We start from the raw sequence: 16455 nt of genomic DNA on the forward strand, positions 1-16455 counted from the left end.
TCATCTTCCCGTTACTACAAAGTATTTAAGGAATATCGATCATGGCTGCTAAAGAAGTTAAATTCGGCGATTCCGCCCGTAAAAAAATGCTCGCCGGTGTCAACGTCCTGGCTGACGCAGTAAAAGCGACCCTGGGCCCTAAAGGCCGTAACGTGATCATCGAGAAGAGCTTCGGCGCTCCGACCATCACCAAGGACGGCGTTTCTGTCGCCAAAGAAATCGAGCTGAAAGATCGCTTCGAAAACATGGGCGCGCAACTGGTCAAAGACGTTGCCTCCCGTGCCAACGATGACGCAGGCGACGGCACCACCACCGCCACCGTCCTGGCTCAGTCGATCGTCAACGAAGGCCTGAAAGCCGTCGCTGCCGGCATGAACCCGATGGACCTCAAACGCGGCATCGACAAGGCGACCATCGCCATTGTCAAAGAGCTGAAGTCCCTGTCCAAGCCATGCGCCGACACCAAGGCAATCGCTCAGGTCGGCACCATCTCGGCCAACTCCGACAGCTCCATCGGCGACATCATTGCCGAAGCCATGGAAAAAGTCGGTAAAGAAGGCGTGATCACCGTTGAAGAAGGCTCGGGCCTGGAAAACGAACTGTCGGTTGTTGAAGGCATGCAGTTCGACCGTGGCTACCTGTCCCCGTACTTCGTCAACAAGCCAGACACCATGACCGCCGAGCTCGACGGCCCGCTGATCCTGCTGGTTGACAAAAAGATCTCCAACATCCGTGAACTGCTGCCAGTTCTGGAAGCTGTTGCCAAGGCCGGTCGCCCACTGCTGATCGTTTCCGAAGACGTTGAAGGCGAAGCCCTGGCGACTCTGGTTGTGAACAACATGCGCGGTATCGTGAAAGTGGTTGCCGTTAAAGCACCAGGTTTCGGCGATCGTCGCAAGGCCATGCTGCAGGACATCGCCGTTTTGACTGGCGGTACCGTTATCTCCGAAGAGATCGGCCTGAGCCTGGAAAGCGCTACCCTGGAACACCTGGGTAATGCCAAGCGCGTCACCGTGACCAAGGAAAACACCACCGTGATCGACGGTGCTGGTGTTGAAGCTGACATCCAGGCACGTGTTACCCAGATCCGCGCCCAAGTGGCTGATACCACTTCCGACTACGACCGTGAAAAACTGCAAGAGCGTCTGGCCAAGCTGTCCGGCGGCGTTGCAGTGATCAAGGTTGGCGCTGGTTCCGAAGTTGAAATGAAAGAGAAGAAAGCCCGCGTTGAAGACGCCCTGCACGCTACCCGTGCAGCCGTTGAAGAAGGCGTGGTACCTGGCGGTGGCGTGGCACTGGTTCGCGCCCTGCAGGCTATCTCCGAGCTCAAAGGCGACAACGCTGACCAAGACGTCGGTATCGCTCTGCTGCGTCGTGCTGTTGAAGCACCACTGCGCCAGATCGTTGCCAACTCCGGCGACGAGCCAAGCGTAGTTGTCGACAAGGTCAAGCAGGGTTCGGGTAACTTCGGTTACAACGCTGCTACCGGCGAATACGGCGACATGATCGAAATGGGCATCCTGGACCCAGCTAAAGTGACTCGTTCGGCTCTGCAAGCGGCTTCGTCGATTGCCAGCCTGATGATCACCACTGAAGCAATGATCGCCGAGATCAAAGATGACGCTCCAGCTGGCGGCGGTATGCCAGACATGGGCGGTATGGGCGGCATGGGCGGCATGATGTAAGCCAGCCTTACCCCTGTAAAAAGAAGCCCCGCCTGCAGTGATGCAGGTGGGGCTTTTTTTGGCTTGCGATTTTTGGTGTACATATCCGTTATTTTTGTACTGGCTGATATTGGTTCCGCTTTTACAGCGTTTCACTTTGCAAAAGGCGGCAAAGTAACCAAAACGTGCTGCCCCGCCTGTCGGCGCCGCGCTCCGAAATTGTTCCGCGGGCCGCCGCGAAGGCCCGTCGCGGCTAAACCGGCATCCTGAAAGAAGCAAGGACAAAAGCTGTAGGAGCCGGCTTGCTGGCGATGCAGGCAGCTCGGTGTATCAGGTACACCCAGTTAACGCCATCGCCGGCAAGCCAGCTCCTGCCGTGGACGGTGTTTGCTGTTGATTTTGCTTCTACACTCAAGCCGCCCGAGTGGTGGCGTTGAGCCTTTTGGTTACGTTTGGGTTCCTTTCAAAAGTGGCCCCGCCCGAACCGCAACCCTCTGCGGCCGGTACAGCAAAAAGTAATACGCCCCCAAACAAATCACCCAACTGAAAATCGCCGTCCACACGTTATGAGAAAGAAAGTGCGCCCCTTGCATCGTGCGGCTCACCGAAAGCACCGTGCCCAGGCCCAGCGCAAATATAAATGCCCAGCGTGCCATGCGCGGGCGGCGATCCCTCAGGGCAAAAAACAACGCAAACAAGGCAAACCCGGTCGCCGCATGCCCGCCCGGCCAGCAACGGCCCGGCTTGTCAGTCGGCGGCCTGGGACTGAGCAGTTCGCTGTAGGTTTCCTGGCCGCCAAACTCCTTGACGCTCCACGGGCATTGCACCCCGGTCACCGTCTTCAACGGCGAAACAAACGAGGTGGCCAACGCGAGCGACAGCACCAAGCACCCCAGTTCCCGACGATAGGGTTTAAGCCGGTCGATAACAAATGCCCCGGCAAACCCGGCGATCGCCAGCACCGAAAACACAATCACCATCTGCTTGGCACGATCGTGAAGAATGTCCTCCAGAAAAAAACTGTGCCGGCCGACAAAGCCGCCTTCCGAAGCGTTGTAGAACAACTTGGCTATGTCCATGTCCAGCGACGTAAGCTCCAGCAACAGCATGGCAACCGCCAGAACGGCAGGCACAGCGAGGCACAGCCAGAAGTTGAGGGGTTTGGATAACGGACGAACAACGATTGCTTGCATGACGAATTCGAACTCTAAAAAAAGCCCCGGGCAGACTTGGCCGGGGCAATTTGGTTAGCGTGCACTCACTTGGGGAACCTCGTCCTTGGGCGCCCTCCAGCTCAACAACTGTTGTTTGTAGCCATAGCTGGCGCCCTGGTAGTAGGTGATGGCTCGCTGGATCAACGGGTCATCACTGCCAACCCGGGTTTCGTGGCTGTCGCCCAGCGCCTGGTCATGGCGGCGCAGGCCCTGGCGTGGGCTGAGAATCGCCAGGTCGTTACCGTCGAACAAGCCCAGGTACTGATAGTTGCCGACCACCACACGTGGGGGCAATGGATTGTCTTGCAGCAGGTTGCGGCCAAAGAACGTCGACTCGTAGCTCAGGTTCAGCAAACCCAGCAGGGTTGGCGCCAGGTCGATCTGGCTCGCCAGTTTCGCATTCTCGCCAGCATCGATCAGCTTGGGCGCGTAGATAAACAACGGGATCTGGTAGTTGGCCATGGGCAAGTCTTCCTTGCCCGCGCTGCCCGCCGTGTGGTCGGCGACGAAGATGAAGATCGTGTTGTCGAACCATGGCTTCTGGCGCGCCGCCTCCAGGAACTGGCCGATGGCGTAGTCGGTGTACTTCACCGCGCCATTGCGACCGTCACCGGACTTGATATCAATACGACCTGCCGGGTAGGTGTACGGGCGGTGGTTGGAGGTGGTCATTAACTGCAGCAGGAACGGTTGCTGCTTGGCGTAGTCGGCGTCTGCCAGTTTCAGCGTCTGCTTATAAAGGTCTTCGTCGGCCATGCCCCAGGCGTTTTTAAAGCTGATTTCCGCCTCGGGCACGCTGCTCTGGTCGACCACGCGGTAACCGTTGCCACTGAAAAAGGCGTTCATGTTGTCGAAGTATCCACGGCCGCCGTAGACGAACACGCTGTCGTAGCCGATGGCGTTGAGGTGTTGGCCCAGGCTCCCGAAACCACTTTCCCGGCCAATGCGCTTGACGATCGAGCGACCAGGCGTGGGCGGGATAGCCAGGGTGATGGCTTCCAGGCCGCGGTCGGTACGGGTTCCGGTGGCGTAGAAGTTATTGAAGTACAGGCTCTGTTTGCGCAACGCATCAAGATTGGGTGTGAGGTTGTCCGCGTCGCCGTTGCTGCCCATGTACTTGGCGCTGAAGCTTTCGATGGTCACCAGCACGATATTGGGTTTGCGCAACGTGCCCGGGTTGGTAATGGTGCGACGGATATCCAGTGGGTCGGTGCCGATAAACTGTGCATTGGGTTCGCTGAGTTCGGCGCGCAGTTGCTTGGCGACGACATCGGCTGGCAGGCTTTTGTAGAACTGGTTGTAGTCCAGTTCGTTGTTACGGAACGCGGCGAAAAACTGATAGGGGCCGTTGCTCGCCAGTTCATTGTTGTAGGCGTTGCCGCCTTGGCTGCGTGGGCTGTCCTGGTTGATCAGTTGCAGGCTCAGGCCGGCCACTACCAACAAGCCAAGGGCGTTGAGCAGGCGTTTGCGCATCGCCGGCATTGGCGAACTCATTGCCGCGTTGAACGGTTTGCGCAAGGCCAGGCTCAAGACGATCGCCAGCACCGCCAACAGACTCAGCAGCTTGCCAATTGGATAAGACTCCAACAGGTTATTCAGCACCTCTTTAGAGTAAACCAGGTAATCCACGGCTATAAAATTGAAGCGCACACCGAACTCGTCCCAGAACAACCATTCGGCCACGCTGGTGAAAAGCATGGCGAACAGGCTCACGGTCAGCACCGCCTGCAAGAACCAGCGATGGCCCCGGCGGCGCCACAAAGCCGGCGGGCACAGCAGCAGGTACAAGCCCAGGGGCAGGGCGGCATAGGCCAGGAAGCCAAGGTCATAGAGCAGGCCCACGCCGAATACCGGCAGCAGGTTACCGCTGACTTCGTCCAGATGGATTACCAACAGCAGGATGCGGGTCAGTAGAAAAATAACCAGCCAGGCACCGGTCACCAACAGCAAATAGCGCATTGGCGCCGTTTTTGGAAAACCCATGTCAACATTCCTTATTTTCGATGGGCGCGATCTTCGCGCTGACACTGTAGTCAGGTTGTGAACCTATAGTGAAAAACTCGTTAAGTTCCGCAATCGGTTGAAAACAGTAATCGGCGCGGCCTTCAGGCCTAGCCGTGAGCCATACTTGGCCTTAAGCTGCGCGAGCCAACACGGCCGTTACCGCGTACGGAGACACTGCCCATGCGAATTTTACTGGTTGAAGACAACCGCGATATTCTGGCCAACCTGGCCGATTACCTGGGGCTCAAGGGCTACACCGTAGACTGTGCGCAGGACGGTTTGTCGGGCCTGCACCTGGCTGCCACCGAACATTACGACCTGATCGTGCTCGACATCATGCTGCCTGGCATTGATGGCTACACCCTGTGCAAACGCCTGCGTGAAGATGCGCGACGCGACACGCCGGTGATCATGCTCACCGCCCGCGACCAACTGGATGACCGGCTGCAGGGCTTCAAGTCTGGTGCCGATGACTACCTGCTCAAACCGTTTGCGCTGTCGGAATTGGCCGCACGCATCGAAGCGGTGCTGCGCCGTGCCCAGGGCGGTGGGCGCCGTGCCTTGCAAGTTGGCGATCTGAATTACGACCTGGACACCCTGGAAGTCACCCGCGAGGGGCGCCTGCTCAAACTCAACCCGGTGGGCCTGAAGCTGCTGGCGGTGCTGATGCAAAAAAGCCCCCACGTATTGCGCCGCGAAATTCTCGAAGAAGCCCTGTGGGGCGATGACTGCCCGGACAGCGACAGCTTGCGCAGCCATGTCCATCAACTGCGTCAGGTGATTGACAAACCTTTCGCCAAACCGTTGCTGCAAACGGTGCACGGTGTGGGCTATCGCCTGGCCGAGGGTCGTGATGGAGTTTAAGCAAAGCCTTGCCCAGCGGATCATCATTGCCTTTGCCTTGATGAGTGCGTTGGTGGCGGGGGCGTTTGCCATGGGCATCGTCGCCACCGTGCACCTGGTAGAAGAAAAGCTCATCTCGGCCGGCCTGGGCGGTGACTTGCAGCGCCTGCTGCTGATGGACAGCGTCGAGGACTGGGGCCATCGTCCCGAACCGGACCAGTTGTTCTATTTCAGCGGCGGCCCTGGCGATTTTGAGCTGCCCAAAGACCTGCGTCACCTGGAGCCGGGTTTCCACGAGGTGTTTCGCGAGTCGCTGTCCTACCATGCCATGGTCGAGGTGGTGGATGGGCGCCGCTATGTCCTGTTGCAAGATCAGAGCGATTTCGAAGAGCGCGAACGCGTACTGTTTGCCGTGGTGTTGGTGGGCTTCGTACTCAGCCTGGCGCTGGCGGTATTCCTCGGCTGGGTCCTGGCTCGCAAAGTGATGGCGCCAGTGGTGCGCCTGGCCCGACAGGTTCGCCATCGTGACCAGTTGCTGGGCCTGGCACCGCCTTTGGCGCCGGACTACGCCGCCGATGAAGTCGGAGAGCTGGCGGTGGCCTTCGATGCGACGCTGGGCCGCCTGCGCCAGGCGTTGTCCCGCGAGCAACTGTTCACCAGTGACGTGAGCCACGAGTTGCGCACCCCACTGATGGTGCTCGCCAGTTCCTGCGAACTGTTGCTGGAAAACCCGGCGATCGATCAGCGCGGTCGCAACCAGGTCGAACGCATCGCGCGGGCCTGCGAGGAAATGCGCGAACTGGTGCAAACCTTCCTGATGCTGGCCCGTGCCCAGCGCGAAGAGGCCGGCATGTCACCCCAGGCCAACCTGGCGCAGGTGGCGGATGCTCTGTTGGGGATCTGGCGCGAGCCGATCGAACGCAAGGGGCTGGAGCTGATCTATCAGCCCGGCGCGCCGTTGGATACCCGCTACAACGCGACCTTCCTGCATGCAGTAATGGGCAACCTGCTACGCAATGCACTGCATTACACCGAGCATGGCTTTATCCGCCTGACCCTGGAGCCGAGCGGCTTTGTGGTGGAAGACTCCGGCGTGGGCATTCCCGAGGACAAGCGCGAGGCCATGTTCGAGCCGTTTGTGCGCGGCAGTGAAAAGCGCGGCGAAGGCCTGGGCCTGGGTTTGTCGCTGGTTCAACGTATCTGCGAGAACCAGGGCTGGAGCGTCAGCCTCAGTACCATGGAGCCCAATGGCTGCCGCTTTCATGTTGAGTTGAGTCAGGTCAACGCCTGATGCCTGCCCTGCCGCTACTCTGCGGCAGACTCCCTGCATTTCGGCGAAGATGGCACCACGCCATGACTTGTGTCTGCAAAGTTTTGTAATGTATAGGATTCGACAGGACAAGTTTTTCACAAAGAGTTGACTTGTTGATCACAGATTGCTGCTTAAGGTTGTAGGCATCAGCAACTGGAGACCCGTTGATGCCTACTCCGATCAAGCTCGAATTTTCCGAAAAGTACGACGATAAGCACGCGCAAAATTATTTGCTCAAGCATCAGGACAATCTGGCTCGCCGGTTGTCCCACAAACGCGACGAGCAATTGGCCCGCGGTGCGTTAGCCCTGGCCGGCGAGCCAGGCCTGGTATTGGACCTGCCGTGCGGTGCCGGGCGGTTCTGGCCGCTGTTGGCCGAAAAGCCCAATCGGGTGATCATCGGGGCGGACAATTCCGAATCGATGTTGAAGATCGCCACGGTCGCCCAGCCGGCGGACGTGGTGAAACGGGTACGACCTTTGCAGACGTCTGCCTTTGATATTGATTTGCCAGACAACGCAGTCGACAGTATTTTCTGCATGCGCTTGATGCACCACATTGGTGACCCAGAGCACAGGCTGACAATACTGCGCGAGTTTCAGCGTGTTACCCGCGATAGCGTGATTATCTCGCTGTGGGTAGATGGCAATTTCAAGGCGTGGAAACGCAAGCGTGCCGAAGTGCGGCGTCGTAAAAAAGGTGAGCAGGAAGGTTACCAAAATCGGTTCGTGTTACCGGCTGCTACTGTTGAGGCAGAGTTTGAACAGGCCGGTTTCCGTGTTCAGGAATCCCTGGACTTCATACCGCTCTACGCCATGTGGCGAGTGTATGTATTGCGCAAGAGGTAACAGGATGGTTGTTGAGTCTGTAGCAGGTAGTGAAGTAGCTCCCGAGGAGCGATTTGATTATTTCTGGCGCCAGAAGGGCGAGTGGGTCGAGGAACCCAATCGTCGTCGCGGCGGTGAAAGTGGCGTACAACGGGTGACGGGCACCAATGGTCGTTTGCTCTACTGCAAGCGCCAGACGGGGCATATTTACCGCAGTTGGCTCCATCCTTTTGGACGCCCCACCGTGTTGCGCGAGCGTGATGCCCTCAAGGGCTTGCGCCTGCTGGATGTACGGGTACCAGAACTGGTGTTCTGTGAAGCCCGCCGCGACCCTGAGCATCAATGGAAAGCATTGTTGGTGACGGCGTCGCTGGACGGTTTCGACGAGATCGAAAACTGGTACGCCGCCGGTGGTCGTGAGCAGTATGGCGAGGGGGTACATGAGCGCCTGCTCAAGGAACTCGCTGGCACGTTGGCGCGCATGCACAAAGGTCGCTGGCAGCATGGTTGCCTGTATATCAAGCATATCTTCGTGCGGGTGACGGGCGAGGGCGACTCGGCGAATGTTGAAGTGGCGCTGCTGGATTTCGAGAAGTGTCGGCAGCGCATGACCGCTTTACGGGCGGCCCGGCATGACATGTTGCAGCTGCGTCGCCATTCGTCGTGGAACTCGGCCGACTGGCAGAAACTGAGCTACTTTTACGAGACGGCGTTTGGCAGCGCTATCAAGGGTTTAACGTAATGAAGCTAGAAATTGCACGAGGTTTGTTTCTGTTGGGGGCGTTGGGCATTGCTGCCCTGGCCCTGGCTGCTTGGGAGCAGCCCCGGACACAAGTTCTCAGTGCGGTGCAGGGTGTCGGGCAGCAGTGCCCGATGCCGCGGATCGCCAAGGTCGGTGTCGCGGTCAAGCCTGATCATGAGTTGTTGTTATTCATGTTTGGGATGTCCCAAGGGATGAGGCCACAAAGTTGAAGAGATTGAAGCCCAAATAAAAGGCCTCGCTAGTGCGAGGCCTTTTATTTGGGCTTGTTTTTGTTGGCCGAGTACCGACCCGTCAGCGCAACAACGGATATGCCCTCCAAACTTTTCCCCGCGTAACCCCCATCCAAAAACCCAGTGCCTAATGATGGCACCTGCTCAGCTATACTCTCCTCCATTTGAATGGCCCTCGAGGAATTACTGTGAAGAACTGGACCTTGCGCCAACGGATTTTGGCGAGCTTTGCGGTCATCATCGCGATCATGCTGCTGATGGTAGTGGTCTCGTATTCACGCCTGCTGAAGATCGAAGTCAGCGAAGAATCGGTCCGCGACGACGCAGTCCCGGGGGTGTACCTGAGCTCGATGATCCGCAGCGCCTGGGTCGACAGCTACCTGCAAACCCTCGATATTATTGGCCTGCGCGAAGACAAGGGTCTTACCGACACCGACAAGGCCGATTTCAAGTCCTTCGAAGCGCGCATCATCACCCAGATGGCCAACTATAAAGAGACCATCAACGGCGGTGAGGACCAAGCCGAGTTCGATAAATTCGAAGCCATGCACCAGGCCTACAACAAGGCCCTCTCCGGCGTCCTCGACCACCTGCAAAACCACGATGTGAGCGCCGCTCGCAAACTGTTCGACGCCGAGCTGACCCCGTCCTGGACCGCAGGCCGCATGAAGCTCAACGACATCATCACCGAAAACAAAAACGTCGCCGACCGCGCCACCAACGCCATCGACGACGCGGTATCCGCTGCCAAAATCAGCATGGGCGTTTCGTTGATTCTCGCCATCCTGGCCGCCGGCCTCTGTGGCCTGCTGTTGATGCGCGCGATCATGGCGCCGATGAAGCGTATCGTCGACATCCTCGAAACCATGCGCACCGGTGACCTGAGCAAGCGCCTGAACCTGGAACGCAAGGATGAATTCGGCGCGGTAGAAACCGGCTTCAACGACATGATGACCGAGCTTACCGCCCTGGTGTCCCAGGCCCAGCGCTCTTCGGTACAGGTCACTACCTCGGTCACCGAGATTGCCGCCACCTCCAAGCAACAGCAGGCCACCGCCACCGAAACCGCGGCGACTACCACCGAGATCGGCGCCACTTCCCGGGAGATCGCTGCCACTTCCAAGGACCTGGTTCGCACCATGACCGAAGTCTCCACCGCCGCCGACCAGGCGTCGGTGGCCGCAGGTTCCGGCCAGCAAGGCCTGGCGCGCATGGAAGAAACCATGCATTCGGTGATGGGCGCGGCCGACCTGGTCAACGCCAAGCTGGCGATCCTCAATGAGAAGGCCGGCAACATCAACCAGGTGGTGGTTACCATCGTCAAGGTCGCCGACCAGACCAACCTGTTGTCCCTCAACGCTGCCATCGAGGCCGAGAAGGCCGGTGAATACGGTCGCGGGTTTGCTGTGGTCGCCACCGAAGTGCGGCGCCTGGCTGACCAGACCGCCGTGGCCACCTACGACATCGAGCAGATGGTGCGCGAGATCCAGTCGGCGGTGTCGGCCGGGGTGATGGGCATGGACAAGTTCTCTGAAGAAGTACGCCGTGGCATGTTCGAAGTGCAGCAAGTGGGCGAGCAACTGTCGCAGATCATCCATCAGGTGCAGGCACTGGCGCCACGGGTGTTGATGGTCAACGAGGGCATGCAGGCCCAGGCCACCGGCGCTGAACAAATCAACCATGCGCTGGTGCAGTTGGGCGATGCCAGCAGCCAGACCGTGGAGTCCTTGCGTCAGGCCAGCTTTGCCATCGATGAACTGAGCCAGGTCGCGGTCGGCCTGCGCAGCGGCGTGTCGCGTTTCAAAGTCTGATGAACGACCTCGCGGCTAAACGCGGTGCCGTTGCGGCAGTGAAACAAGCGCTGTTCCTGGTGTTTCACATCGGCAACGAACGGTATGCCCTCAAGGCCACGGAAGTGGCCGAAGTGCTGCCGCGCCTGCCGCTCAAACCCATCGCCCATGCGCCTGCCTGGGTGTCCGGAATCTTTGCCCATCGTGGGGCGATGGTGCCTGTGATCGACCTCAGCGCCTTGACCTTCGGCACTCCGGCCCAGGCCCGCACCAGCACGCGCCTGGTGCTGGTCACCTACCAGCCGGATGCACGTGCCCCGGCGCGCTGGCTGGGGCTGGTGCTCGAACAAGCCACCGACACCCTGCGCTGTGACCCGGCAGAGTTCAAGCCCTACGGCCTGGACAATTCCCAGGCCCGCTACCTGGGCCCGGTGCGCGAAGACGAACGCGGGCTGATGCAATGGATCGGCGTGGCCGAGCTGCTGACAGCCGACGTGCAGGCGTTGCTGTTTGCCGCTGGCGAGGAGGACTGATGAGCAGTGATCAGCGCTTTTTCGACTTCCTTAAAGACCGCATCGGCCTGGACGTTGCCTCGGTGGGTGAAGCGATCATCGAACGCGCCGTGCGCCAGCGCAGCATGGCCCTCAGCGCGCAGACGGCAGATGAGTACTGGCAGCAGTTACAAGCCTGCACCGACGAACAGCAAGCGCTGATCGAAGCGGTGATCGTCCCCGAGACCTGGTTTTTTCGTTACCCCGAATCCTTTGCCACTCTGGGCCGGCTGGCCGTGGCGCGCCTGGCCGAAATCAAGCAGATGCGTGCCCTGCGCATCCTCAGCTTGCCGTGCTCCACCGGCGAAGAACCTTACTCGATCGCCATGGCTTTGCTCGACGCGGGGCTCGCGCCGCATCAGTTCAAGGTGCAGGGCATGGACGTCAGCCCGCTGTCGGTGGAGCGCGCCCGGCGTGGGGTGTATGGCAAGAATTCGTTTCGTGGCCAAGACATCGATTTTCGCGAGCGGCACTTCACCGAACAAAGCGACGGCTACCGGATTGCCGAACGTGTACGCGAGCAGGTGCGGTTGCAAGTGGGCAACCTGCTGGACCCCAAGCTGCTGGCCAACGAGCCCACCTACGATTTTGTGTTCTGCCGCAACCTGCTGATCTACTTCGACCAGCCGACCCAGAAACAGGTGTTTGAAGTGCTCAAGGGCCTGACTCACGTCGACGGTGTGCTGTTTATCGGGCCTGCCGAAGGCAGCCTGCTGGGCCGCCTGGGCATGCGTTCAATTGGTGTGCCGCAGTCGTTTGCCTTCAGTCGCCATGAAACACCTGTGCCTGAGCCGGTCTTTGTGCCGATGCCCGCGCCAATCCCGCAGCGCAGTGCCGCGCCAATTCCGACCAGGCCCCGGCCGTTCAGTACGACCAGCGCCCAGGTGGTGTCGATCCAGCCGCCGCTCGTGCAGTCGGACGCAGCCGACCTGTTAAGCCAGATCGCGACCCTGGCCAACGAAGGAAAAAGCCTGGAGGCGCGTGCTGCGTGTGAGCATTATTTGCAAAGCCATCCGCCGGCGGCGCAGGTGTTTTATTGGCTGGGCCTGCTCAGTGATGTGGCCGGCAGCGCCCTGGAAGCCCAGGGTTATTATCGCAAAGCCTTGTACCTGGAACCCCAGCACCCGCAGGCCTTGATGCACCTGGCCGCGTTGCTCGAATCCCAGGGCGATGTCGCCGGCGCCCGCCGTTTGCAGGCCCGTGCCGCGCGCAGCGAGCGCGCTGACAATGAGCGTAAATCATGACCATGGACCCCGCGCTGAACCTGACCCTGGCCGACACCCAAGCCATCGACGACTGCTGGAACCGCATCGGCATCCACGGTGACAAGTCCTGCCCGTTGTTGGTTGAACACATTCACTGTCGCAATTGCTCGGTGTATTCCGCCGCCGCCACGCGCCTGCTCGACCGCTACGCCTTGCAGCAGGACGATCGCCGGCCGGTGGCGGCGCCGGAGGTAGAGGGTGATGTGGTCACCCGTTCGCTGTTGATGTTCCGTCTTGGCGAAGAGTGGCTGGGCATCGCCACGCGTTGCCTGGTGGAAGTGGCGCCGCTGCAACCTATCCATTCTCTGCCCCATCAGCGTTCCCGGGCGTTGCTGGGCGTGGCCAATGTGCGCGGCGCGCTGGTGGCATGCCTGTCGCTGGTGGAGTTGCTGGGGCTGGACGGTACCAGCAGCGGCCCAAGCGGGGGGCGGGTCATGCCGCGCATGTTGATCATCGCGGCGCAGGACGGCCCGGTGGTCGTGCCGGTGGACGAAGTGGACGGTATCCATGCCATTGATGAGCGCACCTTGAGCGCGGCGTCTGCCTCCGGCACCCAGGCCAGCGCCCGCTATACCCAGGGCGTGTTGCAGTGGAAAGGCCGCAGCCTGCGCTGGCTGGATGAGGCGCAATTGTTGTCTGCCGTGACCCGGAGCCTCTCATGACCCCCGACCAGATGCGCGACGCCTCGCTGCTGGAGTTGTTCAGCCTGGAGGCCGACGCCCAGACCCAGGTGCTCAGTGCCGGCCTGCTGGCCCTGGAGCGCAACCCCACCCAGGCCGACCAGCTCGAAGCCTGCATGCGCGCGGCCCACTCCCTGAAGGGTGCGGCGCGGATTGTCGGGGTAGACGCCGGTGTGAGCGTCGCCCATGTAATGGAAGATTGCCTGGTCAGTGCCCAGGAAAGCCGACTGTACCTGCTGCCGGAACATATCGACGCGTTGCTGCAAGGCACTGACTTGCTGATGCGTATCGCCACGCCGGCCAACACCGTGAGCCTGGCGGACATTGAGTCGTACGTGGCGCTGATGGAACGTTTGCTCGACCCGTCGCAAAAAGTCGCGCCGCCCACTGCGCCAGTCCCCGCGCCGGAACCCGAGTTGTCGATGCAAGCGTTGCTGACGTTGCCGCCGGAGCCTGCGCCTGCGCCGCCGGTCAGCACTGAGCTGCCACGCCCGAACAAGCGCATGACCGAAGGCGGCGAGCGGGTGTTGCGGGTCACCGCCGAACGCTTGAACAGCCTGTTGGACCTGTCCAGCAAATCACTGGTGGAAACCCAGCGGCTCAAGCCTTACCTGGCCAGCTTGCAACGCCTCAAACGTATCCAGAGCAACAGCGCCCGGGCGCTGGAGAGCCTCGACGGCCACCTTAAGACGGTCGACCTGAACCTGGAAGCCCAGGAAGCCCTGGCCGATACCCGCCGCCTGCTGAGTGAAGCCCAGGCGCTGCTGGCGGAAAAAACCGCCGAAATCGATGAGTTTGGCTGGCAGGCCGGGCAGCGTGCCCAAGTCTTGTACGACACCGCGCTGGCGTGCCGCATGCGCCCGTTTGCCGATGTGCTGGCCGGGCAGGTGCGGATGGTCCGCGATTTGGGCCGCAGCCTTGGCAAGCAGGTGCGCCTGGAAATCGAAGGCGAGAAAACCCAGGTCGACCGCGACGTACTGGAAAAGCTCGAAGCGCCGCTGACTCATTTACTGCGCAATGCCGTCGACCACGGCATCGAAATGCCCGAGCAACGTCTACTGGCGGGCAAGCCGGCCGAAGGTTTGATCCGCTTGCGTGCCTCTCACCAGGCCGGCCTGCTGGTGTTGGAATTGAGCGACGACGGCAACGGCGTCGACCTGGAGCGGCTGCGCGGCACTATCGTCGACCGGCATTTGTCGCCGGTGGAAACCGCCCTGCGCCTGAGTGAAGAGGAGCTGCTGACGTTCCTGTTCCTGCCCGGGTTCAGCCTGCGGGACAAGGTCACCGAGGTCTCGGGGCGCGGTGTCGGCCTGGATGCGGTGCAGCATATGGTTCGCCAATTGCGCGGCGCGGTGGTGCTGGAGCAGACGGCGGGGCAGGGCAGTCGCTTCCACCTGGAAGTGCCCTTGACCCTGTCGGTGGTGCGCAGCCTGGTGGTGGAAGTCGGCGAGGAGGCCTACGCTTTCCCGCTGGCCCACATCGAACGCATGTGTGACCTGGCGCCTGACGACATTGTGCAACTGGAAGGCCGCCAGCATTTCTGGCACGAAGGCCGGCATGTCGGCCTGGTCGCCGCCAGCCAGTTGTTGCAGCGCCCGCCGGGACAAGGCGCCGAGGAAACCCTCAAGGTCGTGGTGATCCGCGAGCGCGACGCGGTTTACGGGATCGCCGTAGAGCGTTTTATCGGCGAGCGTACGTTGGTGGTGTTGCCCCTGGATGACCGGCTGGGCAAGGTCCAGGACATTTCCGCCGGTGCCCTGCTCGATGATGGCTCGGTGGTGCTGATCGTCGACGTCGAAGACATGCTGCGCTCGGTGGATAAACTCCTGAATACCGGCCGTCTGGAGCGCATCGCCCGACGCACCCAGCAAACCCTGGAAGCCCCGCGCAAGCGTATTCTGGTGGTGGATGACTCGCTCACCGTGCGCGAGTTGCAACGCAAATTGTTACTTAATCGCGGTTATGAAGTGGCCGTGGCGGTCGATGGCATGGATGGCTGGAACGCGTTGCGCTCCGAAGACTTCGACCTGCTGATCACTGACATTGATATGCCTCGCATGGACGGTATTGAATTGGTCACACTCTTGCGTCGTGATACTCGCCTGCAATCGCTGCCGGTGATGGTTGTTTCCTACAAGGACCGGGAAGAAGACCGCCGTCGTGGACTGGATGCCGGCGCCGACTATTATCTGGCCAAGGCCAGCTTCCACGACGATGCGTTGTTGGACGCAGTGGTAGAGCTGATTGGAGGAGCCCGGGCATGAGGATTGCGATCGTCAATGACATGCCCATGGCCGTGGAGGCCTTGCGCCGGGCACTGAGTTTCGAGCCCGCCCATGAAGTGGTGTGGGTCGCCGGTAACGGGCTGGAGGCGGTGCAGCGCTGCGCCGAACTCACGCCCGATCTGATCCTGATGGACCTGATTATGCCGGTAATGGACGGCGTGGAAGCGACCCGGCAGATCATGGCCGAGAGTCCTTGTGCGATTCTGATTGTTACGGTCGACCGCCAGGCGAATGTCAGCCGGGTGTTCGAAGCCATGGGCCATGGCGCCCTGGACGTGGTCGACACGCCCGCATTGGGCGTGGGTAATCCGAAGGATGCGGCAGCGCCGCTGCTGCGCAAGATCCTCAATATCGGCTGGCTGATCGGCCAGCGCGGTAGTCGAGTGCGTGCCGAGCCTGCGCCGCAGCGCAGTACGGGCAAACGCCAGAGCCTGGTGGCCATCGGGTCGTCTGCAGGTGGCCCGGCGGCTCTGGAATCCTTGCTCAAGGGCTTGCCCCGGGACTTTTCGCCGGCCATTGTGCTGGTGCAGCATGTGGACCAGGTGTTCGCCGCCGGCATGGCCGAGTGGCTCAGTAGCGCCTCGGGCCTGCCGGTGCGCCTGGCCCGGGAAGGTGAGCCGCCACAAAGCGGCGTGGTGCTGTTGGCAGGCACCAACCATCATATTCGTCTGCTGAAGAACGGCACGCTGGCCTACACGGCAGAGCCTGTGAACGAGATTTACCGGCCGTCCATCGACGTGTTTTTCGAGAGCGTCGCCAGTTACTGGAACGGCGATGCCGTCGGTGTACTGCTCACGGGCATGGGCCGTGACGGCGCCCAGGGACTTAAATTGATGCGTCAGCAAGGCTACCTGACCATCGCCCAGGACCAGCAAAGCTGTGCGGTTTACGGTATGCCAAAAGCGGCAGCGGCGATCGACGCGGCTGTTGAAATTCGCCCACTGGACAGGATTGCGCCACGATTGCTGGAGGTATTCGCAAAATGACCGATATCACACGCTGTCCTGGCCTGCAGGTAGTAATTCAG

At 60.5% G+C, this 16455-nt stretch carries 14 protein-coding genes; 12 read left to right on the forward strand and 2 right to left on the reverse strand.

Features of this window, described 5'->3' with window-relative positions; all coding sequences use genetic code 11:
• The first annotated feature begins 41 nt into the window (after positions 1-41).
• A complete protein-coding gene (groL, locus tag ACZRN6_RS03175) occupies positions 42-1685 on the forward strand; it encodes a chaperonin GroEL (RefSeq protein WP_076015366.1) in 1644 nt (547 codons plus the stop codon).
• A gap of 425 nt (positions 1686-2110) precedes the next feature.
• On the opposite strand, the gene ACZRN6_RS03180 is transcribed toward groL, so the two are convergent.
• Together ACZRN6_RS03180 and ACZRN6_RS03185 are read right to left on the reverse strand one after the other, a co-directional pair.
• Positions 2111-2857, reverse strand: a complete 747-nt coding sequence (locus ACZRN6_RS03180; RefSeq protein ID WP_322147155.1) for a phosphatase PAP2 family protein — start codon at positions 2855-2857, stop codon at positions 2111-2113.
• Between the two features lie 54 nt (positions 2858-2911).
• The gene (locus ACZRN6_RS03185) at positions 2912-4861 is read right to left on the reverse strand and encodes an LTA synthase family protein (protein WP_464007195.1); all 1950 of its coding nucleotides are present in this window, start codon (positions 4859-4861) and stop codon (positions 2912-2914) included.
• A 201-nt stretch (positions 4862-5062) separates the two neighbouring features.
• Between ACZRN6_RS03185 and colR the strand changes: the two genes are divergently transcribed.
• The 11 genes from colR to cheB all read left to right on the forward strand — a co-directional run bounded on the left by colR (position 5063) and on the right by cheB (position 16414).
• Positions 5063-5746, forward strand: a complete 684-nt coding sequence (gene colR / locus ACZRN6_RS03190; protein ID WP_003208587.1) for a two-component system response regulator ColR — start codon at positions 5063-5065, stop codon at positions 5744-5746.
• Positions 5736-7016, forward strand: coding sequence for a sensor histidine kinase (locus ACZRN6_RS03195; RefSeq protein ID WP_322147153.1), 1281 nt, complete (start codon positions 5736-5738; stop codon positions 7014-7016). The genes colR and ACZRN6_RS03195 overlap by 11 nt, the downstream gene beginning before the upstream one ends.
• A 188-nt stretch (positions 7017-7204) precedes the next feature.
• Entirely contained in the window at positions 7205-7885 is a 681-nt protein-coding gene (locus ACZRN6_RS03200) for a class I SAM-dependent methyltransferase (protein WP_464007196.1), read from the forward strand.
• 4 nt (positions 7886-7889) lie between these two features.
• Entirely contained in the window at positions 7890-8606 is a 717-nt protein-coding gene (locus ACZRN6_RS03205) for a lipopolysaccharide kinase InaA family protein (RefSeq protein ID WP_322147151.1), read from the forward strand.
• Positions 8606-8836, forward strand: coding sequence for a hypothetical protein (locus ACZRN6_RS03210; protein ID WP_322147149.1), 231 nt, complete (start codon positions 8606-8608; stop codon positions 8834-8836). The genes ACZRN6_RS03205 and ACZRN6_RS03210 overlap by 1 nt, the downstream gene beginning before the upstream one ends.
• Before the next feature lie 209 nt (positions 8837-9045).
• A complete protein-coding gene (locus tag ACZRN6_RS03215) occupies positions 9046-10668 on the forward strand; it encodes a methyl-accepting chemotaxis protein (RefSeq protein WP_322147148.1) in 1623 nt (540 codons plus the stop codon).
• Positions 10668-11180 (forward strand): chemotaxis protein CheW, encoded by a 513-nt coding sequence (locus tag ACZRN6_RS03220; RefSeq protein ID WP_464007197.1) that lies wholly within the window; start codon positions 10668-10670, stop codon positions 11178-11180. Before ACZRN6_RS03215 ends, ACZRN6_RS03220 begins: the two co-directional genes overlap by 1 nt.
• On the forward strand, positions 11180-12442 hold the full coding sequence (locus ACZRN6_RS03225) for a CheR family methyltransferase (RefSeq protein WP_464007198.1): 1263 nt from the start codon (positions 11180-11182) through the stop codon (positions 12440-12442). The genes ACZRN6_RS03220 and ACZRN6_RS03225 overlap by 1 nt, the downstream gene beginning before the upstream one ends.
• On the forward strand, positions 12439-13125 hold the full coding sequence (locus tag ACZRN6_RS03230; RefSeq protein ID WP_464007199.1) for a chemotaxis protein CheW: 687 nt from the start codon (positions 12439-12441) through the stop codon (positions 13123-13125). The genes ACZRN6_RS03225 and ACZRN6_RS03230 overlap by 4 nt, the downstream gene beginning before the upstream one ends.
• The gene (locus tag ACZRN6_RS03235; protein WP_464007200.1) at positions 13122-15407 is read left to right on the forward strand and encodes a response regulator; all 2286 of its coding nucleotides are present in this window, start codon (positions 13122-13124) and stop codon (positions 15405-15407) included. The genes ACZRN6_RS03230 and ACZRN6_RS03235 overlap by 4 nt, the downstream gene beginning before the upstream one ends.
• Entirely contained in the window at positions 15404-16414 is a 1011-nt protein-coding gene (gene cheB / locus ACZRN6_RS03240) for a chemotaxis response regulator protein-glutamate methylesterase (RefSeq protein WP_322147142.1), read from the forward strand. The genes ACZRN6_RS03235 and cheB overlap by 4 nt, the downstream gene beginning before the upstream one ends.
• Positions 16415-16455 lie beyond the last annotated feature (41 nt).

Source organism: Pseudomonas sp. A125 (genome assembly GCF_055409485.1).